35 protein-coding genes and 2 pseudogenes are annotated in these 25,907 nt (G+C 42.2%); 17 read left to right on the top strand and 20 right to left on the bottom strand.

Annotated features, from left to right (window positions below):
* The first annotated feature begins 90 nt into the window (after positions 1 to 90).
* Entirely contained in the window at positions 91 to 1,392 is a 1,302-nt protein-coding gene (locus tag ACZ5NL_RS08145) for an acetamidase/formamidase family protein (RefSeq protein WP_464843413.1), read from the top strand.
* A gap of 67 nt (positions 1,393 to 1,459) precedes the next feature.
* Here ACZ5NL_RS08145 and ACZ5NL_RS08140 read toward each other — a convergent pair whose 3' ends face one another.
* Genes ACZ5NL_RS08140 through ACZ5NL_RS08130 form a run of 3 tightly spaced genes read right to left on the bottom strand, consistent with a single transcriptional unit; the run spans position 1,460 to position 3,696 of the window.
* Positions 1,460 to 2,248 (bottom strand): DUF8155 domain-containing protein, encoded by a 789-nt coding sequence (locus ACZ5NL_RS08140; protein WP_464841807.1) that lies wholly within the window; start codon positions 2,246 to 2,248, stop codon positions 1,460 to 1,462.
* Entirely contained in the window at positions 2,249 to 3,046 is a 798-nt protein-coding gene (locus ACZ5NL_RS08135) for an SPL family radical SAM protein (protein WP_464841805.1), read from the bottom strand. It lies immediately after the preceding gene.
* Entirely contained in the window at positions 3,043 to 3,696 is a 654-nt protein-coding gene (locus ACZ5NL_RS08130) for a hypothetical protein (protein ID WP_464841803.1), read from the bottom strand. Before ACZ5NL_RS08130 ends, ACZ5NL_RS08135 begins: the two co-directional genes overlap by 4 nt.
* Positions 3,697 to 3,739: 43 nt before the next feature.
* Here ACZ5NL_RS08130 and ACZ5NL_RS08125 point away from each other — a divergent pair, with 43 nt between their 5' ends.
* Both ACZ5NL_RS08125 and ACZ5NL_RS08120 read left to right on the top strand, forming a co-directional pair.
* Entirely contained in the window at positions 3,740 to 4,480 is a 741-nt protein-coding gene (locus tag ACZ5NL_RS08125; RefSeq protein WP_464841801.1) for a heparan-alpha-glucosaminide N-acetyltransferase, read from the top strand.
* 4 nt (positions 4,481 to 4,484) lie between these two features.
* Entirely contained in the window at positions 4,485 to 4,874 is a 390-nt protein-coding gene (locus tag ACZ5NL_RS08120) for an NfeD family protein (protein ID WP_464841800.1), read from the top strand.
* Here the strand turns inward: ACZ5NL_RS08120 and ACZ5NL_RS08115 are convergent.
* On the bottom strand, positions 4,846 to 5,277 hold the full coding sequence (locus tag ACZ5NL_RS08115) for a hypothetical protein (protein ID WP_464841798.1): 432 nt from the start codon (positions 5,275 to 5,277) through the stop codon (positions 4,846 to 4,848). The two genes, ACZ5NL_RS08120 and ACZ5NL_RS08115, sit on opposite strands and share 29 nt — an antisense overlap.
* Before the next feature lie 24 nt (positions 5,278 to 5,301).
* Positions 5,302 to 6,471, bottom strand: a complete 1,170-nt coding sequence (thrC, locus tag ACZ5NL_RS08110; RefSeq protein ID WP_464841796.1) for a threonine synthase — start codon at positions 6,469 to 6,471, stop codon at positions 5,302 to 5,304.
* 182 nt (positions 6,472 to 6,653) lie between these two features.
* Between thrC and ACZ5NL_RS08105 the strand changes: the two genes are divergently transcribed.
* Positions 6,654 to 6,746 (top strand): hypothetical protein, encoded by a 93-nt coding sequence (locus ACZ5NL_RS08105; protein ID WP_464841794.1) that lies wholly within the window; start codon positions 6,654 to 6,656, stop codon positions 6,744 to 6,746.
* Between the two features lie 4 nt (positions 6,747 to 6,750).
* On the opposite strand, the gene ACZ5NL_RS08100 is transcribed toward ACZ5NL_RS08105, so the two are convergent.
* Positions 6,751 to 7,842 carry a TRM11 family SAM-dependent methyltransferase gene (locus ACZ5NL_RS08100; RefSeq protein WP_464841792.1) on the bottom strand — a complete coding sequence of 364 codons (1,092 nt, stop codon included), beginning with the start codon at positions 7,840 to 7,842 and terminating at the stop codon, positions 6,751 to 6,753.
* Between the two features lie 208 nt (positions 7,843 to 8,050).
* On the opposite strand from ACZ5NL_RS08100, the gene ACZ5NL_RS08095 reads away from it, so the two are divergent.
* Entirely contained in the window at positions 8,051 to 8,341 is a 291-nt protein-coding gene (locus ACZ5NL_RS08095) for a type II toxin-antitoxin system RelE family toxin (protein ID WP_464841790.1), read from the top strand.
* On the opposite strand, the gene ACZ5NL_RS08090 is transcribed toward ACZ5NL_RS08095, so the two are convergent.
* On the bottom strand, positions 8,342 to 8,569 hold the full coding sequence (locus tag ACZ5NL_RS08090; RefSeq protein WP_464841789.1) for a hypothetical protein: 228 nt from the start codon (positions 8,567 to 8,569) through the stop codon (positions 8,342 to 8,344).
* Between the two features lie 114 nt (positions 8,570 to 8,683).
* On the opposite strand from ACZ5NL_RS08090, the gene ACZ5NL_RS08085 reads away from it, so the two are divergent.
* From ACZ5NL_RS08085 to ACZ5NL_RS08065, 5 genes are all read left to right on the top strand, one after another.
* Positions 8,684 to 9,475: a class I SAM-dependent methyltransferase gene (locus tag ACZ5NL_RS08085; RefSeq protein ID WP_464841787.1), complete on the top strand. Its 792-nt coding sequence runs from the start codon at positions 8,684 to 8,686 to the stop codon at positions 9,473 to 9,475.
* Positions 9,476 to 9,877, top strand: coding sequence for a secondary thiamine-phosphate synthase enzyme YjbQ (locus ACZ5NL_RS08080; protein ID WP_464841785.1), 402 nt, complete (start codon positions 9,476 to 9,478; stop codon positions 9,875 to 9,877).
* A gap of 509 nt (positions 9,878 to 10,386) precedes the next feature.
* The gene (locus ACZ5NL_RS08075; protein WP_464843411.1) at positions 10,387 to 10,833 is read left to right on the top strand and encodes an ArsR family transcriptional regulator; all 447 of its coding nucleotides are present in this window, start codon (positions 10,387 to 10,389) and stop codon (positions 10,831 to 10,833) included.
* 17 nt (positions 10,834 to 10,850) lie between these two features.
* Positions 10,851 to 11,429, top strand: coding sequence for a hypothetical protein (locus tag ACZ5NL_RS08070; RefSeq protein WP_464841783.1), 579 nt, complete (start codon positions 10,851 to 10,853; stop codon positions 11,427 to 11,429).
* Positions 11,429 to 11,701: a hypothetical protein gene (locus ACZ5NL_RS08065; protein ID WP_464841781.1), complete on the top strand. Its 273-nt coding sequence runs from the start codon at positions 11,429 to 11,431 to the stop codon at positions 11,699 to 11,701. The genes ACZ5NL_RS08070 and ACZ5NL_RS08065 overlap by 1 nt, the downstream gene beginning before the upstream one ends.
* Here the strand turns inward: ACZ5NL_RS08065 and ACZ5NL_RS08060 are convergent.
* Complete coding sequence (locus ACZ5NL_RS08060; protein WP_464841779.1) at positions 11,646 to 12,212, bottom strand: Era-like GTP-binding protein; 567 nt, start codon at positions 12,210 to 12,212, stop codon at positions 11,646 to 11,648. The genes ACZ5NL_RS08065 and ACZ5NL_RS08060 overlap by 56 nt on opposite strands.
* Before the next feature lie 51 nt (positions 12,213 to 12,263).
* Between ACZ5NL_RS08060 and ACZ5NL_RS08055 the strand changes: the two genes are divergently transcribed.
* Genes ACZ5NL_RS08055 through ACZ5NL_RS08045 form a run of 3 tightly spaced genes read left to right on the top strand, consistent with a single transcriptional unit; the run spans position 12,264 to position 13,988 of the window.
* Entirely contained in the window at positions 12,264 to 12,575 is a 312-nt protein-coding gene (locus ACZ5NL_RS08055; RefSeq protein WP_004069498.1) for a hypothetical protein, read from the top strand.
* A 2-nt stretch (positions 12,576 to 12,577) separates the two neighbouring features.
* Positions 12,578 to 13,111: an HD domain-containing protein gene (locus ACZ5NL_RS08050; protein WP_464841778.1), complete on the top strand. Its 534-nt coding sequence runs from the start codon at positions 12,578 to 12,580 to the stop codon at positions 13,109 to 13,111.
* Positions 13,112 to 13,115: 4 nt separating this feature from the next.
* On the top strand, positions 13,116 to 13,988 hold the full coding sequence (locus ACZ5NL_RS08045; RefSeq protein ID WP_464841777.1) for an MBL fold metallo-hydrolase: 873 nt from the start codon (positions 13,116 to 13,118) through the stop codon (positions 13,986 to 13,988).
* On the opposite strand, the gene cas4 is transcribed toward ACZ5NL_RS08045, so the two are convergent.
* Both cas4 and ACZ5NL_RS08035 read right to left on the bottom strand, forming a co-directional pair.
* Positions 13,978 to 14,598: a CRISPR-associated protein Cas4 gene (cas4, locus tag ACZ5NL_RS08040; RefSeq protein WP_464841776.1), complete on the bottom strand. Its 621-nt coding sequence runs from the start codon at positions 14,596 to 14,598 to the stop codon at positions 13,978 to 13,980. The two genes, ACZ5NL_RS08045 and cas4, sit on opposite strands and share 11 nt — an antisense overlap.
* Positions 14,599 to 14,732: 134 nt before the next feature.
* Positions 14,733 to 15,077, bottom strand: a complete 345-nt coding sequence (locus ACZ5NL_RS08035) for a hypothetical protein (RefSeq protein ID WP_464841775.1) — start codon at positions 15,075 to 15,077, stop codon at positions 14,733 to 14,735.
* A gap of 174 nt (positions 15,078 to 15,251) precedes the next feature.
* On the opposite strand from ACZ5NL_RS08035, the gene taw2 reads away from it, so the two are divergent.
* Positions 15,252 to 16,094: a tRNA(Phe) (4-demethylwyosine(37)-C(7)) aminocarboxypropyltransferase Taw2 gene (taw2, locus tag ACZ5NL_RS08030; protein ID WP_464841774.1), complete on the top strand. Its 843-nt coding sequence runs from the start codon at positions 15,252 to 15,254 to the stop codon at positions 16,092 to 16,094.
* Here the strand turns inward: taw2 and ACZ5NL_RS08025 are convergent.
* On the bottom strand, positions 16,084 to 16,245 hold the full coding sequence (locus ACZ5NL_RS08025) for a hypothetical protein (protein ID WP_464841773.1): 162 nt from the start codon (positions 16,243 to 16,245) through the stop codon (positions 16,084 to 16,086). The genes taw2 and ACZ5NL_RS08025 overlap by 11 nt on opposite strands.
* A 67-nt stretch (positions 16,246 to 16,312) precedes the next feature.
* On the opposite strand from ACZ5NL_RS08025, the pseudogene ACZ5NL_RS08020 reads away from it, so the two are divergent.
* Together ACZ5NL_RS08020 and ACZ5NL_RS08015 are read left to right on the top strand one after the other, a co-directional pair.
* A pseudogene (locus ACZ5NL_RS08020) lies at positions 16,313 to 17,209 on the top strand (radical SAM protein); the annotation flags it as partial.
* A gap of 238 nt (positions 17,210 to 17,447) precedes the next feature.
* Positions 17,448 to 18,257, top strand: a complete 810-nt coding sequence (locus ACZ5NL_RS08015; protein WP_464841772.1) for a 7-cyano-7-deazaguanine synthase — start codon at positions 17,448 to 17,450, stop codon at positions 18,255 to 18,257.
* A 52-nt stretch (positions 18,258 to 18,309) separates the two neighbouring features.
* Here ACZ5NL_RS08015 and ACZ5NL_RS08010 read toward each other — a convergent pair whose 3' ends face one another.
* Genes ACZ5NL_RS08010 through ACZ5NL_RS07995 form a run of 4 tightly spaced genes read right to left on the bottom strand, consistent with a single transcriptional unit; the run spans position 18,310 to position 21,694 of the window.
* On the bottom strand, positions 18,310 to 19,221 hold the full coding sequence (locus ACZ5NL_RS08010) for a hypothetical protein (protein WP_464841771.1): 912 nt from the start codon (positions 19,219 to 19,221) through the stop codon (positions 18,310 to 18,312).
* Positions 19,218 to 20,369: a hypothetical protein gene (locus ACZ5NL_RS08005; protein WP_464841770.1), complete on the bottom strand. Its 1,152-nt coding sequence runs from the start codon at positions 20,367 to 20,369 to the stop codon at positions 19,218 to 19,220. The genes ACZ5NL_RS08010 and ACZ5NL_RS08005 overlap by 4 nt, the downstream gene beginning before the upstream one ends.
* Before the next feature lie 10 nt (positions 20,370 to 20,379).
* On the bottom strand, positions 20,380 to 21,465 hold the full coding sequence (locus ACZ5NL_RS08000; protein ID WP_464841769.1) for a GAS domain-containing protein: 1,086 nt from the start codon (positions 21,463 to 21,465) through the stop codon (positions 20,380 to 20,382).
* Positions 21,434 to 21,694 carry a hypothetical protein gene (locus tag ACZ5NL_RS07995; RefSeq protein ID WP_464841768.1) on the bottom strand — a complete coding sequence of 87 codons (261 nt, stop codon included), beginning with the start codon at positions 21,692 to 21,694 and terminating at the stop codon, positions 21,434 to 21,436. The genes ACZ5NL_RS08000 and ACZ5NL_RS07995 overlap by 32 nt, the downstream gene beginning before the upstream one ends.
* Before the next feature lie 184 nt (positions 21,695 to 21,878).
* On the opposite strand from ACZ5NL_RS07995, the gene ACZ5NL_RS07990 reads away from it, so the two are divergent.
* A complete protein-coding gene (locus tag ACZ5NL_RS07990; RefSeq protein ID WP_464841767.1) occupies positions 21,879 to 22,871 on the top strand; it encodes an AI-2E family transporter in 993 nt (330 codons plus the stop codon).
* Positions 22,872 to 22,882: 11 nt separating this feature from the next.
* Here ACZ5NL_RS07990 and ACZ5NL_RS07985 read toward each other — a convergent pair.
* The 5 genes and pseudogenes from ACZ5NL_RS07985 to ACZ5NL_RS07965 all read right to left on the bottom strand — a co-directional run.
* Positions 22,883 to 24,024 (bottom strand): annotated as a pseudogene (locus tag ACZ5NL_RS07985) (RNA-guided endonuclease InsQ/TnpB family protein); the annotation flags it as partial.
* Positions 24,021 to 24,182 carry a hypothetical protein gene (locus ACZ5NL_RS07980; protein WP_464841766.1) on the bottom strand — a complete coding sequence of 54 codons (162 nt, stop codon included), beginning with the start codon at positions 24,180 to 24,182 and terminating at the stop codon, positions 24,021 to 24,023. The gene ACZ5NL_RS07980 and the pseudogene ACZ5NL_RS07985, both read right to left, overlap by 4 nt.
* A 37-nt stretch (positions 24,183 to 24,219) precedes the next feature.
* A complete protein-coding gene (locus tag ACZ5NL_RS07975) occupies positions 24,220 to 24,765 on the bottom strand; it encodes a nicotinamidase (protein ID WP_464841765.1) in 546 nt (181 codons plus the stop codon).
* A 2-nt stretch (positions 24,766 to 24,767) separates the two neighbouring features.
* Positions 24,768 to 25,166 carry a DUF2240 family protein gene (locus tag ACZ5NL_RS07970; protein ID WP_464843409.1) on the bottom strand — a complete coding sequence of 133 codons (399 nt, stop codon included), beginning with the start codon at positions 25,164 to 25,166 and terminating at the stop codon, positions 24,768 to 24,770.
* Between the two features lie 51 nt (positions 25,167 to 25,217).
* On the bottom strand, positions 25,218 to 25,862 hold the full coding sequence (locus ACZ5NL_RS07965) for a hypothetical protein (protein ID WP_464841764.1): 645 nt from the start codon (positions 25,860 to 25,862) through the stop codon (positions 25,218 to 25,220).
* Positions 25,863 to 25,907: the final 45 nt, after the last annotated feature.

Here is a 25,907-nt window from a genome sequence, read left to right as displayed (position 1 = left end):
GGTAGCATTTAAATCTCCAAACGATTATAAATTTATCAAAATCAAAACGTTTTTATCTTTCTATTTTACAAATTATAATTGGTGATTCCTATGGTAGTGGAAGATGAGGTTTTTAATGATGTACAAACAAACGGTATTATTGGGCCACATTCCAAAATGCTCGGTCCAGTAGCAGACGGTGGGAGAATAATTTTCGTAACAGCCCCCGGTTGCTGGGGTCCTATGATAACGCCAACCATCAGGGGAGGACACGAAGTTAACGTTCCAGTTGCTGTAGAGGGAGCAAAAGTTGGGGATGGAATTGCGATAAAGGTAAAGAGCATAAGGGTTCTATCGAAAGCCGCATCCTCTGGCGTTGATACAGTTAGAGAAGGGGCTTTTGTTGGAGATCCATACGTTGCAAAGAAATGTCCAAGCTGTAACGAACCATGGCCTGAATTTGAGGTCATTGGAATTGGAGAAGACGCGATAAGGTGCAAGCACTGCGGCTCTCCGGCTTCACCCTTCAAAATGGTCAACGGATATACCATGGTTTTTGACCACAACCTCGGGGTTGGAGTTACCGTAAACAAGGAAACCGCAGAGATGATTGCCAAAGATGCATGGGAGTGGCATTCCCTTCCCAAGAATTCAAAGCAAGTGCCAATACTAATCTTTGCCAAGGCAGATATAGTTGGGGTTCCTTCAAGAATGAGACCTTTCCTCGGTCAGCTCGGAACGACACCAGCCGTTGATATTCCAGACTCTCACAATGCCGGAGACTTCGGCTCCTTCTTGATCAACGCCCCCCATCCTTATGGGATAACCAAAGAGGACTATGAGACAAAGTTAACCGATGGCCACTTAGACGTTGATTCAGTTAGAGAAGGAGCGATAATAATAGCGCCGGTAAAAGTTGAGGGAGGAGGGATTTACGCTGGAGACGCTCATGGAATGCAGGGAGATGGAGAGGTAGCGGGACATACAACCGATGTCACTGCAGAGAGTGTCGTTGAGGTCTCGGCTATTAAAAACATAAACCTAGACGGCCCTATTTTGTTACCCCCCGAGGAGGACTTGCCTCCTCTCGCAAAGCCATGGAGAAAAGATGAGTGGGAGAAAGTGCAGGATTTGGCAAGAAGATTTGGAATTGAGCCAGAACCAGTCGCCCCAGTCCAGATCATTGGTTCGGGACCCACTATAAACGAAGCAGCAATGAGAGGTTTCGAGAGAGCAGCAAAGCTCTTCGGAATGAGCTTAGAGGAAGTTAGAAATAGGGTAACGATAAGCGGTGCCGTAGAGATCGGCAGACTTCCCGGAATAGTGCAGGTTTCAATGCAAGTTCCGCTGAGTGCTTTAGAAAAAATAGGGATAGACGAGATAGTGGTTAAGCACTATGGTCTTCCCTACTGATCTTTTGTTTTTACCTCAATTTTAATTGGAGTTGGATTTTTGAGATCCTTACAAATATCAAAAAATTTTAGATTATCTCAAGTTCTATGATCTCTCCAACCTCAAAATCCCCACCAATAAGTTTAACCTTCTCCTCATTGCAGTAAACTCCAACTCCCTTCACTTCTTTTCCATTAGCAAATACCTTAAAATCTGCTTTAAAAATCCCTACGCCATTTTCAAGAATTTTCTCAGCTTTCACCGTTTTTTCAAAAAGTCTCGCCTCACTTCCATTAAAAATCGCTCCGTAACGATAATGAGGCAAACCTCCTTCAATCTCCCCAAAGGGCGTCATCCCTCTCCCTTCAGTTTTTAGCGGTTTAAGCCAGAGATAATGGGTGGTTTTTTCAACAACCTCAAATTCCCCTCCCCTAATAACCGGAACAAGAGGCCTAACCTCAGGAAATATCGTTAGTCCTCCTCTTGCCCTATATCGATCTTCACACCATCTAAGCTCAAAATGGGCATGCTTATCGCTCCAAGGTGAGAAGAAGCCCGAAAGTCTTAAGGATCCAATTTCGTCCCCAAGAAAAGCCTTCTCACCCACTTTGAGCATAGGTTCTACATGAAGAACCTTTAAGCAAAACTCTCCAACCTCAAAGATGAGAAGGTAGTCATCCATAACCGGGATGTATCGAGGAGTTTTTATCTTCCTCACTTCAACTAGCTTTCCTTCCTCAAAAGGGAAAAGAGCCTTTTCCTCAAAGTACACATCAACTGCAGTTCCGAGTTCATGGCCGATGTATGGAGTGTCAAAGAAGGAATACCTAACATCTGGGACTTCCAACCATAGATCCCCTGCCCGGGCTATTCTCATTTACTTCACCTCTATGAACTTCCAGCCTCTTTTGTGCACTTCAATCCCCTCTGTCCTCACGTTCAACCGTTTTATGAGCTCTATGAGCTCTTTAACGAACCGCCAGAACTTATCATCGTTAACCATAACCTCGTAGCTTTCGGGGAAGTTTTCTTTTAATAGCTCTCCAAATTCCCTTCCAGCGGCTTTCAAATTAAGTATTTCAAAGAAGTAGTAGTCAGCAACATCCTTTGTATCCCTGATTATCTCCCCCACATCAGTAATCTCGGGAATAATCGGGCTTATAAAGGTGTAGTTCTTTATACCTTCTTCTTTTAGAGTTTTCAGTGCATCTACCCTGAGCTTCTGTGAGGGAGTAAAGGGCTCTATAAGCTGTTTCTCCTTCCCTTCAAAGCTGTTTATCGTTAATCCAACCTCAATTTCATTGAAGAGCTTGAAAAGGTCAATGTCCCTGACCACAAGAGGAGATTTTGTCAGAATGCTGAGCTTATTTCGCTTGTTCATCATCTCAAGGGTTCTCCTCGTAAGCCTGAGCTCCTTCTCTATAGGCTGATAGGGATCGGAGATGCTTGACATCACCACATCTCCATAAACCCTCTTCCTTGCCAGCTCCGGGGCGTTAACCTTTACCTCCACCCATGTGCCCCATTCTCCGTAGTGCTTCCATTTGCAGATGAACTTTGCGTAGCAGTATTTGCACGCAAACTGGCAGCCAACGTATTGGTTTACAACGTAATCTACTCCCGGAATTCCGCTTTTTGTGTAAATGCTTTTTGCTTTGATTTTGATAACCCTCATCCAAACACCTCGATAACTTTGAGAAAGCTAAAGAAAGCTGAAAAGAGCACTAAACCCAAGAAAAGTCTATAGAATGTTAGCAGTTTCTTCTCTTCAAGCTCTCTGAGCCTAAGAAAAAGGTAAAAGGAAGCAACCCAGAGTGCAAGCTGAGCTAGAAGTAAAGGTGCATCATAGGGGTACTGACCTCCTCCCCGCCTTGAAAGGCGAGGGTTCCAACGAGCTAACCCCTCGCCAAGTCCGGGAAGGTTTTCGGGCGCATTGCCTACTCCCGTTGCCGGTTTCGGCTCAGCCCGAGGGGAGGGTCTTCCCCCCATTACCCCTACCGGCAAAGCCGGATTGGGGTTATCGCTTTGGCCACCTTCAGGGTTTTCAACTACTCTAAAGCAGAGTGGTAACGTGAAACCCCTCGTCTCATCGGGTTGTTTTGACTGGCCCCTCTGGGGCCTTATTACTCCTAGAAGTTTAAAAGGGTTTCGAGTGCTTAAAGGCTGTTGGGTAGTGCTTGCCCCCGCCCTGAAGGGCGAGGCTTTCAAAAGAGAAATGTAAACCCCATATGGAGCATCAAAATTAGCAAAAGCTACTGCCCCGGGCTGTGCCATCATTGAGATTGCCAAAGTGAAAAACAAAAACCTCAGTCTACTTCTCTCCATGACAGCACCAAACTTAAATAAGCTTTGGAGTTTATATCTTTTGATGTTCGGCAGCGAAATTTATTCAAAGCGCTTTTGGGAAGTGGACTTTGTTAGGGGAATAGCGTTAATCATGATGCTGATATCCAACTTTGTTACTGATTTGCAGTTCTTTCTAGGCTATTCAGAGCACAAGGTTTTCTGGAAGCTCTTTGCCTATGCAACGGCATCCCTCTTTGTCTCGATTTCTGGCCTCTCACTATGGATAAGTCATGCAAGAGGAAGAAAAAGCATGAAAAAATATTTTCTCAGATTTGCAAAGCTTTTTGGTCTTGGCTTGCTCATAACCTTCACAACATCCCTACTATTGGATAGAGGAACGATTTATTTTGGTGTTCTCCACTTCTTGGGTGTTGCGAGCTTGCTCGTTATTCCCTTCTATCCCCTTGGATGGAAAAACCTCTTTCCTGCAGCTTTCTTTCTTCTGGGGGCCCAAATCATAAAAAACATTCATGCGGAAACTCTGTTCATCCTTCCCTTAGGTATCACCCCCCATGAGTTCTTCACGCTTGACTACTTCCCTATTTTTCCATGGTTTGGGGTTTTCCTTTTGGGGACTGCAATAGGTGCGTTAACTTATCCAGACGGAAAAAGAAAGTTCAAAGTGAATACCCCAAAAAATCCCTTTGTTGAGTTCGTCTGCTTTCTTGGAAGAAACACCCTGAAAATTTACGTTATCCATCAGCCCGTATTCGTGGGGTTGCTCTTACTCCTCTACGGTGGTTTGCCCAATTTAGGGGTGTGAAGTTATGAAAACCTATGTCAAAAATATCCTAAAAACCCTAAGCATCCTTGCAGACGAGATAGTTGTTGGGATATTCTTGCTTTTCATTCTCCCAAAGGCCGGAATAGAAGTGCCGTTAAAGCTTACCCTCGTTCTAATTGGTTTCTTGATTTTTAAGGACCTCATAGCCGTTAAGTTCCTATGGGAGGTTTTCGAAAAGAGAATTGAAGTTGGACCAGAGGCATTAATTGGGAAAGAAGCCCTTGTAGTTGAAGAGCTAAACCCAAAAGGTGTTGTAAAAGTTGGAAACGAGCTTTGGATTGCAGAGTGCATAAACGGAACAGCCAAAGAGGGAGAGAAAGTTAAAATTATTGATGTTAAGGGGACTAGGCTCCTCGTGGAATGCCAAGCGTAACTAGAATCATTGCAATCTCTTCTGGGTTATTAGTGGTAAAAGCGACATCAAGGCCCCGTTTGTGGACAACAATGCATCCCTTTGCGGGAAAATTAAACCTTATTGGCGCCCAGCAGCTTATCCAGCCTTCTTTAACCTCAAAGCTCTCAATTTCTTCAATTTTTATTGTCTTTCTGAGGATAATTCCAAAAGTGCCGCGAAGTCTTATCTCCCGCTCGTCTATCTCGATTCTGAAAGTTAGCAGATCGGACAAAATTAATACCATTGCAGCAAATATTATCACCATTACTTCAAAGCCTTCTCCTTCATGGTAAGTCGCCCAGAGGCCAGCTGAGAGACCTACATAAGCAGGGAGCGTGAGAAAAAAGACAAACCTGCTGAAACGCTTCTCTTCATAAAGCATCAGCTCACCAAAAGAAAAGAGGAATTAGAGTTTAATAAAACTTTCCCAGGTCTTTGTGTCCTTCAAACCATGACCTGTTGCAACCACAACGACACTTTCGTCTCTATCTATTATTCCCTCTTCCCTCATGTTCTTAGCAAGGGCAAGGGCAGTGGCTGAGGAAGGTTCCACAAAGAGGCCCTCTTTCCCGAGCATTAAGCCCGCATTCATGGCCTCCTCATTTGTGACTGTATCCAGATAGCCCCCACTCTCATCAATTGCCTTTATGACATTCTCCCCATCCACTGGGGCTTTAACTGCTATAGCTGAGGCAACTGTTGGCTGTTTTTTCCTCATTGGCTCAATTGGCTTTTTCTCTTTCCAAGCCCTGACTATCGCATCGTAGCCTTCAATCTGAACCCCTGCAATTTTCGGCAATTTTTCAATAAGCCCCACTTCGTAGAATTCCTTTGCAGCCTTCCAGACGGCTCTTAAATGAGTCCCAGCACCGATAGGCACCACAATCCAGTCGGGAGCGTTAAATCGGAGCTGATCAAAGATCTCAAAGGCCGTGCTCTTCTGGCCTTCAACTCTGTAATGGTAGTTTCCCGTAAGGTAATAGTCCTCTTCCTTTGCCATCCTCTCGCTTTCCGCAAGGGCTTCATCATAGGTGCTTCCGTGAATCTTTATCTTTGCACCATAAACAACTGCTTGAACGAGCTTTCCAACCGGAGTTCCCTCTGGAACCACTATTGTCACTTCAAGCCCTGCCTTGGAGCCATAAGCAGAAATACTTGCAGCCATGTTTCCTGTCGAAGCGACCACAACTTTTCTTGCGTGGAATTCAAGGGCCTTTGTTATCTCAACACTCGAGCCCCTATCCTTGAAGGCCCCTGTTGGATTTTCTCCCTCATTTTTGATGTAAAGCTTTCCAAAGTCAAGCCTTTTCTCAAGGTTTTTCATTCTGTAAAGTCTTGTACCTCCTTCATTGAGACTAACAACTTTCCTAAGATTTGAAACCGGGTAGAACATCCAGTACTTCCATAACCTCGGCGCCTCTCTAAACCAAGCATCATTATCTTCTATAAGTTCTCTTATTCCGGCATAATCGTATTTCACATCCAGAGGAGCGCCGCAATTTTCACATTTGTAAATCCCACTCGCTAAGGAGTATTCTCTGCCGCATCTGGTACATTTTAACACTGTCTCAAACATTTTAACCACCCTATTGATTTTACACTCTTACCTCAGCCAGCTCCACTTAAATCTTTTGGATTAATGAAATTCAGCTCACTTATTAGGGAGAAAGTTTAAGTATCTGATGGTAAGAACATATTTGAGGTATGTAAGATGACAACTAGGCATTTTACAAGCTCAGTTATGCCGATGCCTTTGTTGTGGCAACTGCAATTGAAACAAATTCTCGAATTCTAACCGGTGATGAGGAATTCAGAAGTGTAGAGGACAAAGTAGAAATAGAATGGCTCTAATCCGTTATCCCTTAAATCTTAAGACGTGAATATCTCTAACAACTCTGTGTCTCTCTTCAAAGTCCGTGTATTTCCCTAAAACTTCAAAACCAAGCTTCTCAAGCCATTTCCTGTCCTTCCGGTAGACCCTCCCATTATCGAGTTTATACCCCGGAAATACAAACACGACCCTTGCATTTCTTTTTAAAACATCCCTAAAACCATCAAAAACCTGATAATAAAACCTGTCCAGCTCGTTAGCAAGCCTTATTGCCTCCCCTTTTGTGGGATGGTACTTTAAGGGCTTGCCCATATACGGCTCGGTGACTATTGCATCAAACTTAAGTCTAAAGCACCTCTTGAGCTTTCTTGCATCACAAACCTCAAGATGGGCCGTTCTTTTGACCCTAAACTCCTTCTTCAGCCATTTTAAATTTTCTTTTGCTCCATAAATTGCCCTCGGATTGGAATCACTCCCATAGGCGTTGAGTCCCTGAAGCAAAAACTCTTGCACTATAGTTCCTATCCCGCAGAATGGATCCAAAAAGTTCCCTTGCCTCACTTCACTAAGATTCACCATTATTCTAGCCAAACGTGGGGGAATAGAGAGAATGGGCCTCTGGACTGGCCTTTCAACATCCAGCTTTTTGAGTTCAAATGGATCAGCAACCGCTATTGTCTCTCCTACGTAAAGCTTCTCTCCAAAGAGGAAGACAAAATCCTTAACCTCGGGAAAACCCTTCAAGATAAGTTCAGCTGGCATTGCATAAACCTTGGCCGGCTTGAAAAACTTGGCAGGGCCGTAAGATTTAAAACTTTTCTTTATTTCACTCCCAAGCTTCCTCCAGAGCTTCCAATCCTCCTTTCCATAAATGCTCACGGTAAAATGCCTTGCATACTCCAAATCATCTATTGCTCCCTCCTCTCCCACAATTTTCACGAGCTTTAAAGAGCCCCCAAGTCTGTGAAAAAGTCTTTCTATACTTCTATCACTTTCAAAAACTATCCAGTGTCTAGAGCTCTCAATAACCCTAACCTTTAGTCCAAATCTTCTCGCAAAGGCCCAAAATTCAGCCTCACTAAGCTTAGGGTTCTTCCCATAAATGAGCGCATACATGATGGAGAGTTCATTGGCATATTTAAAAAACTTTGGAGAGAAATACCGAGACTCTGACCTCCTCCCCGACCTGAAGGGCAGGCTTTCAGAAAGGTGGTGTATCACATCTTGAAGTCCTTCAATTAGCTTAATTCTAACAGTATTCCCCCAACTTTTGAAAGCTAAGTTTATTTATGGGAAGAGCTTAGACATCATGGTGGTGTAACTTATGAAATTTGAGGTTATTATCCTTCCAAAAGTCTCAAAGAAGTCTAAGAAATACTTATCAAAGTCTCAGTTGGAAAAACTGAGTGAATTCTTTAAGACTTTGGAGTTTGATCCTCTTCCAGTGGAGCGATATGATATCAAACCTGTTAAGGGAAAGCACTCCGAAATTGGAAAGGGGAAACTCTATAGTTTTAGAATTGGAGATTATAGAGTGTTTTATACTATTCTTTGGGACAAAAAAGCGGTTGTCGTAGTCGATATTAAGCCTAGAGAAAAGGCATATAAAAAGTAGTCAGTCTAAACCTACCTTTTTTCTAAACTCTTCAATGCTTAACCCTTCCCCGCTTTTATAAGCCTCCTCGGCTTCTCTTATGAGTTGATTAGCTTCTTCATCATCTATTTCTTCAGCTTCTAACTGTTGGGCTTTTAGTTTAAGTAATTCAATCTTAATATCCTCTAGCCTTTTTTCAATATCCTCAATCTCTCTAATTAAGTTGCGAACATTTATAACCTCACTCATCTTTTCACCACTATTACCTTTCACTTTAAAGTTAAAATACTTTACCCTCACTTTATCCTTACAGTATGGGAATGCTTAAATTATCCCTTTGCTCAATAGAATGTGGGGTGTCTTATGAGCTTAGAAGAGCTTTATCGCTACCTTCGATGGAGGATGGATCCCGAAGATGAGAGAGCCCAAATAAGATTTCGGAGGATTGTTGAGGTCTTCGAAAAACTGAAGAAAGAAAACTTACTTCCCAACGAACCTAGAGTTCTCGACTTATGTACAGGCACCGGAATAGCAGGTGTTGCAATGGCAAAAGCGACAGGTGCAAAAGCTATTACTGTTCTTGATGCGAGAGAAGAAGACCTTAAAAAAGTTAAAAAGTGGATTGAGATAGCAGGTTTGGATTTGGAGCCAAAGATAGTTGTCGGGGATGCGAGGGAAGTATCAAAACTCGTCGGTGAGCATGACATTGCTCTCCTTTGGGGTCTTACAATGCCGCATTTTGATGCCTTTGATGCTGTAAAGCTATTCGCCAATGTTGCCTTAACCCTGAGCAAGGATGGAATCTTTCTCCTTGAAGAGTCGGACAGAGTTTATGGGATATTCTACCAAATCGGATACAAAGACATACTCATTGAGACCAAAACAGAGGAATACACTCTTATGTCAGTTCACGAAGGCTATGATCCAATTAGAGGTGTCTTTAAAAGAACCTACTACAAGCTTCCCGGGTTTGAGAAAGTTAGTGAGCAGGAGCACAGGCTCTGGGACTTGGCTTCCCAGCTAGCAATTGGAAGCGTGTTCTTTAAACAGCATCGCCTTATTTCAAAAATGGAGCACGGCATAAATGGGGTATCGAACCTAATTTATCTAAAAGGGCCAAGAAGAAAGATAGCAAAGGAGTTGGAGGAGGGTTAAATGCTATTTGAAATTGAAGTTCCAACAAGAGAGGAATTCGAGCTTATTGACATAACACCCGTTATAGAGGAGAGGGTAAGAAAATCTGGGATAAAAGAGGGGATAGCAGTTATTTTTACAAGACACACTACAACAGCCCTCTTCATCAATGAGAATGATAGTGGCCTTCTTGAAGATGTCAAAGAGTTCTTTGAAAGTTTTATCCCCAAGGGGAAAGGTTACAAACACGACAGAATAGATCACAATGCCCATTCCCATCTGAGGAGCATCCTTCTGAATCCAAGCCTTGCAATCCCAATAAAAGACGGGAAGCTCTTGCTCGGGACATGGCAAAGCGTGATTTTTGCTGAGCTGGATGGACCAAGGAGAAGAAGAGTTTTTGTGAAGATATGCAGGTGCTGATTTATTTTGATTTGTCTTTTGATTTATGAATTTTAAATTTTAAAATGACCACTTTTGAGCAGTATCTCCTTGTAGTTTGAGCATTCTATTGACTATTGGTGATGTGTGATGTTCAGCTTTGAGAGCTTGAGAAAGTTTTGGGAGAAGGAGAGAAGACCTGAACTTCAGAGAGAGCATGCAAAATACGAGGCAGTAAACTTCCAAAGAAGAATGCTTTAGCGCTCACTAAAAATTAAGCCAGATAAAAGGCTCTGGCGTGGCCTCATTTTTTATTTATCCAAGGAGACCTAGAGAAGATATCTGAGGAGTGCATCTCAATTATCCATCAACTAGCTGGGGATCCTCCGATTCACCATGTCTAATCCAAAATAATGAACGAAAGTTTTATTATACCAAAAAGTAAACAGAATACAAGATAATATTACCCTAATTAGCTCCCCTGACTACTGATCATTTCTAATCAGAAACACTATATGATTTGACCAACAATATATGATAGTGGGATGAAGATGACAGAAGATCAGGATGTCAAGAAGCTCTCAGAGGAGGTCAAAACTTTAAGAAAAGCCCTAAATGAACTAATGACAAGCTTTGAAATAGTTTCAAGGCTAGCAGAAAATTATCTCCGTCTGATTAACATCTATGCCCAATATGGTGGGTTAGGAATAGACGTGGTCGTGCCGGAGATAAGGCATGATCCCATAGCAAGAGAAATTGTAAAGATTCTCTTTGATTTGAGAAGTGCAAACATAAGCCAGATTACTCAAGAGCTAAAAAGAAGAAGGGGTAAAGCTTCACGAAATACCGTCAGAGAAAAAATACACCACTTAATTGACCTTAACGTTGTTGAAGAGGTTGATGGTGAGAAGGGAAAAGCATATGCACTCAGAAAGGAAGTGCTCAATAAGTGGTTTGATTTGATCGGAATCCCAATTAAGTTTGACCAAACAAAATAATTATTGAGGTGATTGATATGGAATTTGATGAAAAATTTGGTGAAGAGATAAAGAAAAAAATTGAAGAAGCCATGGAAAGCGAAACAGGAGCAAAGAAATTCATTGAACAGACTATTAGGGATCTCACGAAGGAACTCAGAGAAGCTAAGAGCGAGGAAGATGTAAAGCTGATAGAAAAGAAAATCGAAATGCTTGAAGAAATGCTCAAAGCCTACCAGAAGGGCAAAGGAGATGAGGAAGACATTAAGGAACTTCAACAGGTGCTCGGAACTGTTTCAGAGCACTTACCAAAGATCATGGACTCAATTTTTGGACCTATAAAGGATCTCCTAAACGACGTTTATGATCCAGAGAAGGCAGAAAAGTTCGGTAAAAACGTTGCAAACTTTTACAAAGAGCTTGTAGGAGCCGGAATGGATCCAGATAAAGCTTTCGAACTTACGAAAGAGTACATGGAAAGCATGAACATCATAAAGACTCTCGTTGCGGCGTTTATGAAAGAGAGGATGGGCAAACTCGAAAGCCTTAAAGACCTTGGGAACATCGGGAAGAAAAAGAAGATAGAGATAGAGGAGGAGTTTGAGGAGGAGCTCTGATGTTTTCGCTCTTTTTTTCCTTCCTTCGACTGCTCATGATAATTCCGAAAACACTGTGGCAGCTGGCAGGGATGAAAAGAGCTATCAAGAAAGGAAAAAGAAAGTTTAAGAAAACACTGATTAAAAACGGCCTCCCCAGAGAACTTGCAGAAGAACTTGCAAATGAATACGCCCTGTTGGATGAAATGCTGAGCATTAGAGGAATTTTAAAGCTAATCAAGACTTCCTGGCGTACTGAGCGTAATACGCCAGCTTTTCTAAAAGTTCGTTAAATCCTTCATAGGTAACCAGCGACAGCATTATTGGTTCTTGCTCAAGTCTCTTTTTGATGAGTTCCTTAAGCTCCTTGGCTTTTTCTCTAGGCACAAGATCTATTTTATTGACAACTACTATTATTGGCTTATCGTACCTAAACTTCAGCAGATGATGAAGCTTTTCCATTCCTCTGTGAAGGCCATATTGGGCATCTATCATGTGAATAACTATATCTGCCGAGGCAATTTCGTTCAGGAGCTCCTTGAACTTCTCCTCGCTTAGAACCTTTCCCCTGAGCTCATGTTGTGGATCATACAGTCCAGCCGTATCAATTAAAACCAGCTCATCGGCGCCCCCAAGGGGGTTCTTCATTGTTTTAGGAATCTTAACGGTTCCAAAGATTCTTCTAATTGTGCCTTTTGTGGTGCCAGGGATAGGCTGTGTTTCGGATATCTTCCTGCCCAAGAGAGCATTCATAAGCGTTGACTTGCCAACGTTTTCAGCACCTATAATCGCAACCTTTATCATCTCTCCCACCCAAACTATTTTCACGATAGTTAAGTTATAAGGGTGATGGGAGTGAAGAGAACCAAGTTCGGTCACAACTATTATTACATCCTTACGATTGACGAGCTCAAAAATGGCAATTTCAGGGGAAAAAATGTAGTAATAGAGGGAATTGTAGAGGACAAGCCAAAGATAGAATTCCTCCCCATGGAACTGCCAAGTTATAGAGCAACTTTCCACATTTCCGGCTTAAAAATAGAGTTCTCCGGAACTCCCAACGTAGGTAAAGGAGAGACCGTTAAAGTTTACGGAAGATTCGTGGGAGACGGGATAATAGCTAAAGCCATTGAAACAGAAAGAGTCCTCTACGTGACGGAGGAATAGGAATGCTGACCCTTTTTATAGAGGCTGGAAAGTTAAAAAAGCTCCCCAGAATGGGGTGGTTGCTTAGAGGAGTTCAAAATCCAGAGAGCGTTGCGGAGCATGCCTTTAGGGTGGCTTTTATAACTCTATTCTTAGGAGACGAACTGAGAAAAAAAGGGGTAAAGATAAACGTCGAGAAAGCACTGAAGATAGCCATCCTCCACGACCTTGCCGAGGCGAGGATCACTGATTTGCCCTTTGAAGCACAGAAGTATGTGGATAAAAAGAAAGCCGAGAGAAAGGCCATGGTAGATATCCTCGGCGCTGAAAAGGTGGAATACTTCAAGCTTTTTCAGGAGTACGAAGAGGAAAAAAGCCCAGAGGGGAGGCTTGTTAAATTTGCTGACAAGCTTGAAATGCTTCTTCAAGCATTGGAATATGAAAAAACTGGGTCAAAAGGTCTGGAAGAGTTTTGGGAAGCTTTGGGTTATTTGAAGAAAAGTGAATTTTACTCATACTTTAAAGAGCTCGTTGATGAGCTGGAAAAGCTGAGGTGATTTTATGGCCCTCGAGAAACTTGGAGAAAACCTCTATCTCTACCCTGGAAGCCCTTCAACAATGGTAAAAGTTGAGGAAAACGTGGTTATTATTGATCCGGGAAATGGGAGCAAAAGGCATAAAGAACTCAGACGAGAACTGAGGAAAATAAACCTTGAGATTGATTACATGCTCTCCACTCATGGACATGCCGACCACATAGCCATCGCACCGAAGCTTGGAAAGCCCTTATTCATTCACAGATATGAATTTTCTATAGCCGAGAGTCCACTCAACAGGGAGCTCTTAACCTTTGGCTCAAAGGCACCAAAAGGGTTTTTGGTTTATCAGTTTCCGCAAGAAGTCAAAGTCCACGGAATTTTTGAATGGGGCGATGTGCTATTTGGACTAAAAACAATAGAACTTCCCGGACACTCGCCAGGAATGACGGGCTTCCTAGACGAGGAAAACGGTGTTTTATATGCCGGAGATAGCTTTTTTGGTGAGAGGGTTATTCAGTCAGTAGGCTTGCCTTATTTAATTGAGCCAGAACTTTTCAAGGAGTCTATAAGGAAATTAATGAGCTACGCAGAGGAAGGCATTCTGCTCATTCCTTCCCATGGAAGGGCTGTAAAGGGGGAAGACGCCCTAAAACTGCTTGAACTTAATCTTCAAAGAGCAGAGGAAGGAGAAAGAAGGATTCTCGAGCTATTGAGAGAGCCAAAAAGTGTAAGCGAACTCAGCTATGCACTCGCAAAGGAATTCGGAGCAAAAATAACCCCCCAGATACTCGCTTTGAATCAAGTCCCAATAAGGGCAATTGTTGCAGAGCTCTACAATCGGAACCTCATAGAGGCAGTCATAGAAAACGACCTCAAGTGGAAGCTTAAGGAGTGAATCCATTTCCAAAACAAATATAGTAATAAGGACAGAATCTGCAGGTATAGTCCTTCCACCCCTCTGGGGGAACATCTTTTTCATAATGTTTTTTTATCAGATAGAACTGTTTTACGGTCTCTTTGAAAAGCTTTTCGTCGTAGGGCACTTCAAATGCCTTAAAGTTCTTGCCCCTTACTATAGGGAACCTAGAAAAGTCTACATCCTTCAGAACCTTTTTCGGCTCCTCATGCAGCTTAACATAATACAAATAGCCGTATTCACTTTCTGCCCACCTTAGATAAACGTTCAGCTGGGCCAAATGGTAGTCATAGGGAAGCCTTGGAAGGGAAGTTTTTCCTTTTATTTCTATTGGAAACCGCCTGAATGCATCTATTCTCCCGTGGATTTCAAGGCCTAGACGGGGAGATTTTAGCACTATGTGTTTCTCAAGCTCGAACCCAAACCTCTTTTTGAGTATCTCTCCAAGAACGTTGTGGGTATTAACTCCCTGCTCAAGCCTCACTTTTACGAATTCAGGCCACTTTTCCTTATACCCCTTGAGACGAAAGTAAACCCTTCTGGGGCACGTCATCGCTTCGCTTGCATAAAACTCAAGTAGCTCACTCATCCCCGCTCCTCCAAAAGGTGTTTAAAGCGTCAGCTAATACCGACGTCATCATTAACTCAGACTGGGCAAGGCCCATCATCCGCTAACTAAGAATACTTCTGAAGGTTTAAAATATTTGAGGTAAAAAGAAAAGATTAACTTCTGCTTTTTAGAAGAGACCCCTTCTTTATTGAGTAGCTGAGGCCATAAGCGGGCCACAAACCGGGAGGCATTGAATAGTGGTGGAGGTTCCTGAGTATTTTCTCAGCGTGCTCCTTTTTATCGGCAACTATCCTCAGCTTGTCCCTTGTGAGTTCTACAGTTCCGTTTGGTAGCTTGAGAATTATCTTATCCCCGATTATATCTGGCTTGGCCCTCATTAGAAGAGCCTTCAAGTCCCTATAGGCATCTTCCGTTATTTTCTGTTCAATGATGCCTTCCTTCTTTTTGGATTTTAATATCTTACTCAACCAAAAACTACTCGAGGATTCATCATCCATTGTCAAACTCTACCTCCGGTGAGGTTCTCAGATAATTCTGGGGAATAATCCTTTTTAAGCTTTTTCTATCGTTTTTTGCCGAAATGACCAAAAAACATCCAAGTTCAAGAAGTTAATCGCTACCACCAATTAACTCGAGGAAAACGATATAAACCACCCGGCAAATTTCCTTTGATGGCCAGAAAGACTCAACTTATAAAACCCCGTATAAGGGAAATATTAAGCAAAAAGCTCCCTTCAGAGTTAGTTAATCTTCTCCCAAAGCACTGGGTTCAGTTAGGGGATGTTCTAATACTTCCTCTAAGGGAAGAGCTCCTTCCATATAAGTACGAGATTGCAAAGGTCTATGCTGAGGTTCTAGGTGTAAAAACAGTCCTCAGGAAAGGAAGAATTGGCGGAGAGTTTAGAGAGACAAACTACGAGATAATCTACGGAAACGACCCCATAACAATCCACAAAGAGAACGGCATCCTATACAAGTTTGATGCTTCGAAGGTAATGTTCTCCCCTGCAAACGTTAAAGAGAGAGTCAGAATGGCAAGCATAGCAAAACCGAATGAGCTTGTGGTGGATATGTTCGCAGGAATAGGCCACTTAAGCCTGCCGATAGCAAAGCACTGCAAAGCTAGAGTGATAGCGATCGAAAAGAGCCCCTATACCTTTAAGTTCTTGGTCGAAAACATCGAGCTCAACAAAGTCCAAGACAGGATGACAGCCTATAACATAGACAACAGGGAATTCAAAGGCGAAAACATAGCAGACAGGATTTTGATGGGTTATGTTGTTAAAACCCATGAATTCATCCCGAAAGCTTTAGAAATAGCGAAAGATGAAGCAGTAATTCATTACCACAATACTGTTCCAGAAAAGTTGATGCCGAGGGAGCCCTTTGAGACTTTTCAAAAAATAGCCAGAGAACACGGCTACGAAAGCGAGCTTTTGGAGAGCAGAATAATCAAACGCTACGCTCCAGGAGTTTGGCATGTAGTTTTGGACATAAAGGTCTTCAAGAAATAAGGCTTTCATAGGTAGCCCAAATAGTATAGCAGCCCTTCTCGTCTTCCTCAATGGTCACGCTTTTCAACAAGCTCCCATATTCTTTAATCAACTCTTCTACCACCTTTGGGATCTCCTCAAGGAAAGCCTTCCTTTTTACAGTTATCCTCATCAGATCACCACAAGCCCAAAAGCGTCAAGTTTTTTAATGCTTTCCCAAACCCTCTTTCGGTGAGAGAATGAAATACAGCTGGGAAGAATTTGCGAGAAAAATGGGCGTAGAGCCAAAGATTTTGGAAAATAAAGAGGCGAGACTCTTAAAAAAGTTTGTGAGCGATTTAGTTCCACCAACTCACTGTCAGGGCTGCCAGGGGCTAGATTTAAGTATAGAGAATCCCGTTCACCATCCATCTTATGAGTTAACACCTGCATGCAATCACGACTGCATATTCTGCTACTCCAACGTTGCCCTAAAGTTGGGAAGGGCTCCAAAACCAGGCTACTACGGATGGGAAAACCCGTATGCAATCACCGTCTCCCAATACGGGGAACCCCTCATGAGTCCAAGAATAGTCGAGGTAAACAGGCTTTTGAGGGAGAAATTTCCCAATGCAAGATTAGACCTGCAGACGAATGGATCACTATTAACTGAAGAGCTCTGGCAGAAGCTTGACTTTGATCTAGTGATGATAAGCCTCGACGCCGCTTCACGAGAAAAGCACAAAATGATAACCAATGCCGACACCTTCGAAAACGTTGTGAATGCTCTTAAGATCGTGGGGAAAGACAAAAGCGTGCGCTCCATAGTTAGAACCATCTTCATGCCCGGGATAAACGACGAAGATATTCCAAAGATAGCGGAGCTTGCCGCTTCCCTTGGCATAGATGAAATGATGCTCCAGCCCCTAACGATACACAAGCTTAACGAAGAGAGACTTAAAAGAGCGGGTTTGGACTTTGAGAGAGCGGAGAGCATAAGGGAATACCTCAAGGCAGCAATGGAAGCCAAAAAATACATAGACGTTAGGATAAGCGGCTGTCAGCTTGCAATTTACAAGACCATGGATGCTTTAACACTTTTCAGCGCAAGGCGCATAGGAAGAGATGTCGCGCCGATAGTGAAGAGAAAGAGGGTCGAGCTCGAAGAAACCTGTGACGGATCAATAAGACTCAGCCTTGAGAAGGGAGTAAATCTAAGAGAGCTGGCCTCAAAGTTAGAACGCTTAAACATCCCCTATGAGCTAAAGAAAGAGTACATCAGGTTCTTAGATGAGGAAACAGAAATAATCGTCTTTAAGAGTGGAAAAGTATTGGTAAAAGGAGTTACAGAGGAGAGGGCAAGGGAGCTCTATGTCAAATACTTCGGTGAGTGAAATGCTGAAGTGCTCCCTCTGCATAAATGATGAGAGGACAGCGAAGATTAAAATCGTTGATGGAAAGCCTCTCTGCAAAGAGTGCATCAATTATTTAGCCCACAAGCCGGATAGAGAGAAGATAAGGGCAGAGCTTGAGGAGCTTATGGGCAAAGTAAATAAAGCCATAGTGGCTTTCTCGGGAGGAAAGGACAGCACCGTTGCATTATACCTTGCAAGGGAAAAATACAGAGTAGATGTGGAGGCTGTGATGATAGATCATGGCTTTATAGCGAAGGAAGCGATAGAGAATGCAGAGAGAATAGCCGAATACCTCAACGTTCCCTTAACTATTCTCCGCTACGATTATTCTGATATATTTAGGGATGCCCTTCTCAAAGGCAAATCTCCCTGCAAGAAGTGCTCCTCAAGAACAATGGAGAAGCTCAGAAAATATGCCTTAAAAAAGGGCATCAAATACATAATAACTGGGCATGAATTACCTTTTGGACACCACCCCTACAGGCTGATGAGCGATGGAGTTGTGCAAATCCGGCTTTTGAGTCTCATGAGCGAGGAAGAAAGGTTTGCGGTACTCAAAAATCTCCCCTTTGAGCTCCCAGAACTTGCCGGATACACCACCAACTGCCTGATTCTTGGGCCCGCACTTAAGAGGTACTACGAAAAGCACGGCTACAGTTTTGAAACGAGAAGGATAGCGGCACTTGTCAGATATGGACTGATCAGCAAAGAAAAAGCCTTAAAAAAGATCAGCAAACCAGAAGTCCCTGAAGAAGTTGAGAGGCAGGTTTACAGAAGTTTGAATATTTAGGGTTTGGAGCAATTCATCCTAACTGCCTTTTTGATGTGAAAAAACACTTATTTTAAGGGGCAATTATTCTGTATGCCCTAACGCTCCCGTCTCTAAACCTTATGTAAACAGTTTTATCTTCAAGCTGCACAGAATCCGGGGTCTTGTCGAGCTCTTTGCATGCTATCTTGATCAAATGCTTGCTTGTGAAGATACAAAGCCCATTTTTCTGCTTTCCCTCTTCATTCGCAAGGAAATAGGCAACAGCAACGTATTTATCATTCGCATCAACCCAGAAGCCTGCGCCAAGGGCACTGCCATCAATGCTTGCAACACGGGCTTTTCTAACCTTGCCTTCTTCGACAAGATACAAGTCTCCATTGGTTCTAACCCATAAAAATTTTGTCTCAACATATGTCGCTGCAAAATAAAGTTTATCCCCAATAATTTTGACCTTGGATATTACGAATCCTCCCGGAATGCTGGGACATATTTCAGTGAGAACCCCTCCAGCAGTAGCATTTACCACATAGACACAGGATTTAACTCCTTGCTCATAACTCCCATGCTTAATGAAGAAAACCGTGTCATTTTCGTAGTATTGAGGCAAAGTCATCCCCCTAAATTTTCTCTCCCATACAGTAGTAAGGTTGTAGTCCAAAAACAACATCGAAGTATCCCCAACAGGATCACCCGGATAATAAGCGTACAGCAGGATTCCGTCTGGAAGACAAAGATACTCACCAGTAACACCCTCCAATGTATAGTTAGCCAGAATTTCATTGCCCTCCACTATAGTGAAACTCACATAGCGGGCAAGATGATACCGGTAGGAATTAACTTTCACTTCAAACTGGCACTGTTTAAGAAGAGCGTTATAGTCCTCAAAACTATGACTCGATGCGTCTTTTGACTCTATTATTAAGTCTTTAGGAAGAAAGTAAAAAGCCAAGATCAATATTAGCAAAACTCCAAATCGTCTCATTGGTTCACACCTATCTTAAATGTACAAATTTCGTTAATTCCCTCTCCAATTACCCATTCATTCCAGACTAAGATTCTAGATATAGGTTCTTTTGTTTTCCAACATTTAAAATTCTTGAAATCATAAACACAAATGCCTTTAGATTCTCGGAATAAGCCAGATGTTTTTATGTCAAGATATGTGAAGGCTATCAAATCATTCTTTGCCACCGTGATCTCTTTGATTAAAGATGGAGTCTTCAGCCTTTTGTAAACTGGTGAAGCCACAATCTTCTTGAGTTTTCCTTTAAAATCAATAATGTATATTCTACCGGTGTATCCAATAACATACAAATAACCATCATGAGCTTTCATTCCGGCAATACCCCAATCATAGAACTTTCCTTCATAGTTCCTAAGGTTAATATGCCACTTGAGAGAACCATTGAGAGAAAACGCATAAATGTCACCGCCAGCTATGAGTGTTCCTCCAGGTTCTGTGCCACCAGTTGAAAAGAACAGCGTATTGTTGGAATACTCAAAGTCGCTGATTGCATATCTTGTAGTTATGTTCCATATGAACTCTCCGTTTTTGTTGAGAACTACCGCAGAACCATTAGTAAAGGCATCATCGGTCTCAAACGTTAAGATATACCCTTCTGGAAATGTATAAATCAGTGGGTACGAATCAGGAGGAGCTTTTAAAGAATACAGTAGACAGCCTTTAGTACAAACATAATACTCAATAACTTCAAAATTGTACTTCCCTCTAACGGAATGACGAGTAGAATAAAGCAGAAGATTTCCCAAGTTGATGGCAAACACCAATTCAGCTGAATCAACATCTTCAGGCACATCAAGCTTGGTAATTGTAAAATCACTCAGATTAATATTCAAAGCCTCAGAAGCATTTATTATTGAGAGCGTATCTCTTACAAGAAATGCCCTTTTTGCATCTGAAAATTCTTTGATAACTTTTCCATTTGTTATGTTAAGGATTAACAGGGCATTATCCTTAAGGATTGCAGCTTTTCCACTCCAAACACCAATCAAAGATCCACTATATTCCCATTCGCATTTGCTTCTCTCACTTAAAATATAAACTGAACCGAGTAACAATAAGAGAAAGAAAAAACCAAAAAATATTCTTTGTGTTTTCAAATTTTTCATGATATCTCACCTATGGCCATATTGTTCTGTTCGGCTTATCTTCATGTACAAAGTTTTGTGCTTTGCTGGGATCACATGCAAAACATCCTCCACAATGAGTGTTACACCAGTGGCACTGGCATCCAATCAAACAGCTTCTACAGCAATTTAAATAGTTTTCAAACACATCCAATTCATAAGTTCCCCAAGGGACCAAATTAGGATCTGGAAGATCTGCCCTTCCAGTTGTTAACCAGCAGTGAGTAGCATCACATTCAAACTGCCAAATTATATCGTGTTTTACACCAGCACTATCATACGCACTGAAAAACCACTTGACTTGGATAGAATGGACAGGAGATCCTCCCAAAATTGGATCATAGGTTAATTCTATTGCCTTGTCCCAATATTCGTGTATATTGGACGTTGATGTGAAATCATATGTACAATACTCATCATAGAAATAATTCATATTGGGAGTTGAAGATGTATACATACCGACCCACACAGCCGCTTTCTGAAACTCGTAGAGGTATGCTTGAGATGGCAGTAGGGGACTTGATTCTCCAAAGCAATAGCGTAGTGGACATCCCCAGCCTTTGTTTATACCTACATCAAGTGATAAAGGTTCTATTCCCATTATTTTCATAATTGTTTGTTTTTTTCCAAGTTCTTTAAGGTTTTTGAGTGTTTGCAGTTTATCCCTCTCCTTCAAGTAAGCATAAATTCTGTCCCAAATGTCTTTCCTATGCTGAATAAGCTTTACCGCATCTTCGATTGTAGTATTGCCGGATTTTATACCTTTAAGAATCTCCCTAAGCTTCATATCAGCCTCTATATACTTATCAAAAGTCAGCTCACCAGCTTGTCTATAATAAGCAATAAACCAGTCCAAGTCAATATCATTTCTGACAGGATGAACCTTCTCAACATACTCTCTGACTAACTCATCCTCCCTAGGAAGCTTATAGTACAGCACTTCCAATCCGTAGGAAGTTTTACGAGTGTACTTCTTGATTAACTTCAAGCTTAACCTCTGACGTTTATAAAATTCCAAATCACTCTTTAAAAACTGAACCTCGTCCTCAAGCTTGACGATTTTTTTCAAGGGTTTCAACGCTTTTAGTTCTGTTGAGTTCAGCATAAAGCTTCTGTAATTTTGCTTCTTTTTGGTTAATCACTTTAGTCAAGTTTTCAATTTTTGCATTCACTTCACCCAATGCTTTATCTACATCGAAATTCTGACAAGAGCAGCTTTCACACTTCTCGATCTGAACTTGCAAGTTCTTGACTTCTTGAAATTCTCCAGCAAAAGCAAAACTACTCAAAAACAACACTCCAGCCATGAACAACACTACCCACCTTTGCATTCGCCCCCCCCAAAGCACAACTTCAATAATACTATACGCAAAAGTATTATAAAAACATTTTGTCTCTATAATATCCATAACTAAACTAAGGATAGTAAAAATAAGGCACAGCAGAAACCTAATATATCCCCTCCGCCCAATCTAATTAAAGGGAAATCGTATGAATACAGAAGAAGTTATATGGGGAGCCCTTGCCCTTATAATCCTCTACCTCGCATGGAAGACGATAGCTCCTCTGCTCTCAGCAATATTCTTCGCTGGAGTTTTGGCCTATGCTATGCTGCCCATCCACAAGCGTTTTATACAGAAGACAACACCAAAGAACTCCGCTTTGCTGCTAACAGCATTCGTTATTGGAATCTCCGCCTTGATAACAGCCGAGCTTGTCCTAATTATAAAGAATCTTATCATGTCTTTTTACGAGGACATAATGACCTTTGTTTCGTGGAGCCTGGAACTTGAACTCCCGTTTGGAATGCACGACATTCTCCAAAAGCTTTATGCACAGCTTACTCCAAAATTAACAGAATATGTCCAGAGTTACGCCTTTTCAATCCCAAAATATCTCCTCCAGCTTGTAGTTTTCTTGGCAACGTTCTACGCTTTCCTCGTAAACTCTGAAGAGATAAAGAAGCAGATACATGCCTTAATTCCAGAAGGACACGAGCACTTGGCAGAAAAGCTCTTAAAAAGAGCGGATGTTACACTTCAAGCCCTCATCAGGGCGTGGCTTCTCCTAAACATCGCCAAGGGAATCATAATGACCCTTGGATTTGTGGGCTTTGGCATTACAGACTTTCCAACCGCCCTGCTAGCTGGGCTTTTAACGATACTCTTCAGCTTCATTCCGCTCTTTGAAGGATGGATGATATGGCTTGCTGCAGCTATCTATTTGCTCAAACAGGGAATTGTGCTAAAGGCAATCGCAATATCGGTTTATGGAGCCCTGCTCGTCTCTCCCACACCGGATTTCACAATAAGGCCAAAGCTTGTCGCAAAAGAGGCTAAGCTCGATGAGATAATGGTGCTCGTGGGTATGATTGGAGGAGTGTGGGCTTTTGGAGTTAAGGGACTTATAATCGGGCCAATAGTGCTTAACCTGGTCTCTGCGTTGCTAAAAGAGTGGAAAAGACTGACCTCCTCCCCGTCGTGAAGGGCGAGGGTTCCAACGAGGTCAGCATTCATTACAACGCCCCCTCTGTGGCACTTAAACAAACCTCTAAAGATCCTCCTGTTTGAGTGTTGCTGGCCACAGAGAGGGCAAGTTTTTGAAGTGAAAGCCTCATCTGTGATTATAACCTCAATACCATACTCCTTGGCAACTTCTTTTAAGCGTTTAATAAGGTAGTTAAAACGCCACACGTGAGAAAGCAGGAAGTTCTGCTTTTTACCCTTGTTAGAGTTCCTTGTGATTTCCTTTGGATGGCCAACCACGATTTTGCTAACGCCTAATTGGTAAAGCCTCTCGACAGTTTGTCTCACGGCAGTATTAATGTAATGCCTCGATTGGAGTTTTGCCTTCTCGTGCATTTTCTTGAGTTTCCTGCTCTTCTTCACTCCACTCTTATTGAGTTTGGACTGGTAATCAGCAATCCTCTTCTGCCAGTAGAAGGCAATGCTTTTTAGCGGTCTTCCATTAACGAGAAAACTCTCACCATTCTCCACATAAACAGCAATCAAGTTGTTTACTCCTAAATCAATCCCCGCTGAGAGATTTCCTTTCGGCTCTCTTGGAATTTTAACCCACTCTTTGTCATTCAGCCTTTCCTCTACTGTGAATGAAATGTGAGCGTACCACTTTCTCTTCACGTCGTCATAAATTATCTCCAGTCTTCCCTGCTTCCCCTTCAAGTGTATTCTGCCCTTGAACTGGATTCTCAGCCTACCAAATTTTCCGAGCCTCCTCAGCTCGATAAGGTTCCCATCAATCCGATACTGGTCGTTCCTGAGTGGAATTATGAAAAGTCTTCTGCCGTTATCCTCCTTGACGAATTTTGGAGGTTTTGGCTTGAACCACCCGGGAAGTTCTCCAGCCTTTTTCTTCTTGTTGAGTTGGAAGAAGCTCCTCCAGGCTTCGGCGTTTTTTCTGGCCAAGGTTTGAACCGTTGAGCCACCAATCCAGTCTTTGAAAGTGTAGTAGGCTTCTTGTTGAGTCCCTAGAAAGTCTATTTTACCAAATTCTTTAAACTGTTTCAAGCGTTCGTAGTTGATCCTATTCAGACTGTTGCTGTGGCTTGAGCTAACTCGAACAAAATCTTTTCCTGCTCTTTTGAAGGCTGGAGTTTGACCGTTACGCTCCTTTTCACTCTTCTTCACCGGTTTCTTTGACTTTTTTAATCCACATTTTTATGGCTTCGCTTACCGCTATCCCAAGTGCACCCTTTCTAACCCCGTACCTCCTTGCAACAGCCATCCGAAATTCTCTCTCAAGCTCATCATCGATAACTATAGTCATCTTTCCCATATACATCCCTCAACATACATATGGCATTAGAAGTATATCAAAGCTCAACAGAGCTGATGATTTTTACTCCTTTTTCTTCCAGCTCCTTGAGGGCTTTTTCCTCGTCTTCGGGCTTTATTCCCTTAACGGCATCCCTTATGAGATAAACCTCAAAGCCATGCTTTAGAGCATCCAAGGCAGTTGCTCTAACGCAGTATTCTGTAGCAACTCCACAGATGTAGACCTTTTTGACTCCCTTCTCTTTTAGAACTTCGGCAAGTTCTGTCCCCTCAAAACCGGAATATGCTTCCTTGTCTGGTTTGTCTGCCTTTGAAATGATTATTGCATCTTTAGGGAGATTAACCACTATCTCTGCCCCTTTGGTGTTTTGAACACAGTGGCTCGGCCACGGTCCTCCTTGCTCCTTGAAGCTTATGTGGTTTGGCGGATGCCAGTCCCTTGTTGCGACAATCAGGGCCCCTCTCTTCTTGAACTTCTCAATAAGCTCTTCGATCTTTGGGATTATTTTGTCTCCCTCTGGAACCGGAAGGGCTCCCCCAGGCATGAAATCCCTCTGCATATCAACTATTATCAACGCTTCCATTCTCACACCTCCAGTTTATCCTTAAACTTTGACATATCTATCCCCTTGTCCAACCCATAGAGGTAGGCAATTATTTTCTTATCCAAATCCCCATACCTTTCAGAAAACTTCTCTAAGTCCTCAAGGACTTCTAGATGACTCCACCCAAGCTTTTTGGCAATGTAGTCTATCATCTCACCAAAAACATCTTCTCTCTTCTCCTCTTCTTTAAGGACGTCTTCCTTAATTATGAGCTTTTCCCCTTTTTGCTCTATAATACCTCTATTTATGGCTTCCTCAACCAAGGTTTTAGCCTCGCTGTAATCCATAAGTCGCAGCTTAAGTACGATAGTTCCTATTAACTCAGGCTTTGAAAATTCATTCGAGCCTTTATAGAGGATCGCATACTTCAAAGCCTCCACAAATTCCACCAAGAATAAATAGGAACTCAAAAAATAAAAACGTTTGCCAGATTAAGGCCCTACTCCTCCTCCACCCCAGAAAAACATCTCAAACGGGAAGTCAAAGAGTTCCGAAAGCCTCCCCCCTGGAGATTGAGGATACACAAAATAAGCTGTTTTAAGGGCTTTCACGGATTTTCCGTCCACTTCGTATATATAAAGCTTTACAACAGGCAGAAGCGGATATCCTTGAGCTACTACCACTTGGTCAATCCTTTTAACTATAAAACCCTCTCTCTTTGAATCCAAAAGTTTATACCCCTTTAAAAAGCCTATAGATGGCGTTCCAAGTTTCTTAATTCCATCCACATCGAATTTGTAAAACTCATCGTTCCTCATATCCTCAAAAACGCCACTCGCAGTTAAGTGGCTCCCGGTCATTGTGAAGGAATAGAGGGATAGATAATAATCAATCGCTTTGAATGCAGAAACCGACCAAATTAAAAGGCCTATTAAGAGCCACGGAAGAAACCTCTTAAAAAACGGCCAGATACCACCCCTTATCCTGGCAAGCTTAAATTCTTTCTTCAATAGATAATTTCTGTTCAGATATGCTCCGTAAAGTATTATCGCAAGTCCACCAACATAATAAAAGGCCATCGTAAGGAGATAAGCACCATATTCCGGACCGTGTTCAAGGTACACCACTTTTTCCACCTCAGATAATAAAAACCCTAAAAATTTAAAAAGTTTTTCAAGAAT

The sequence above is a fragment of the Thermococcus aegaeus genome, assembly GCF_055393685.1.
This window is presented reverse-complemented; position numbering and strand designations above follow the sequence as displayed.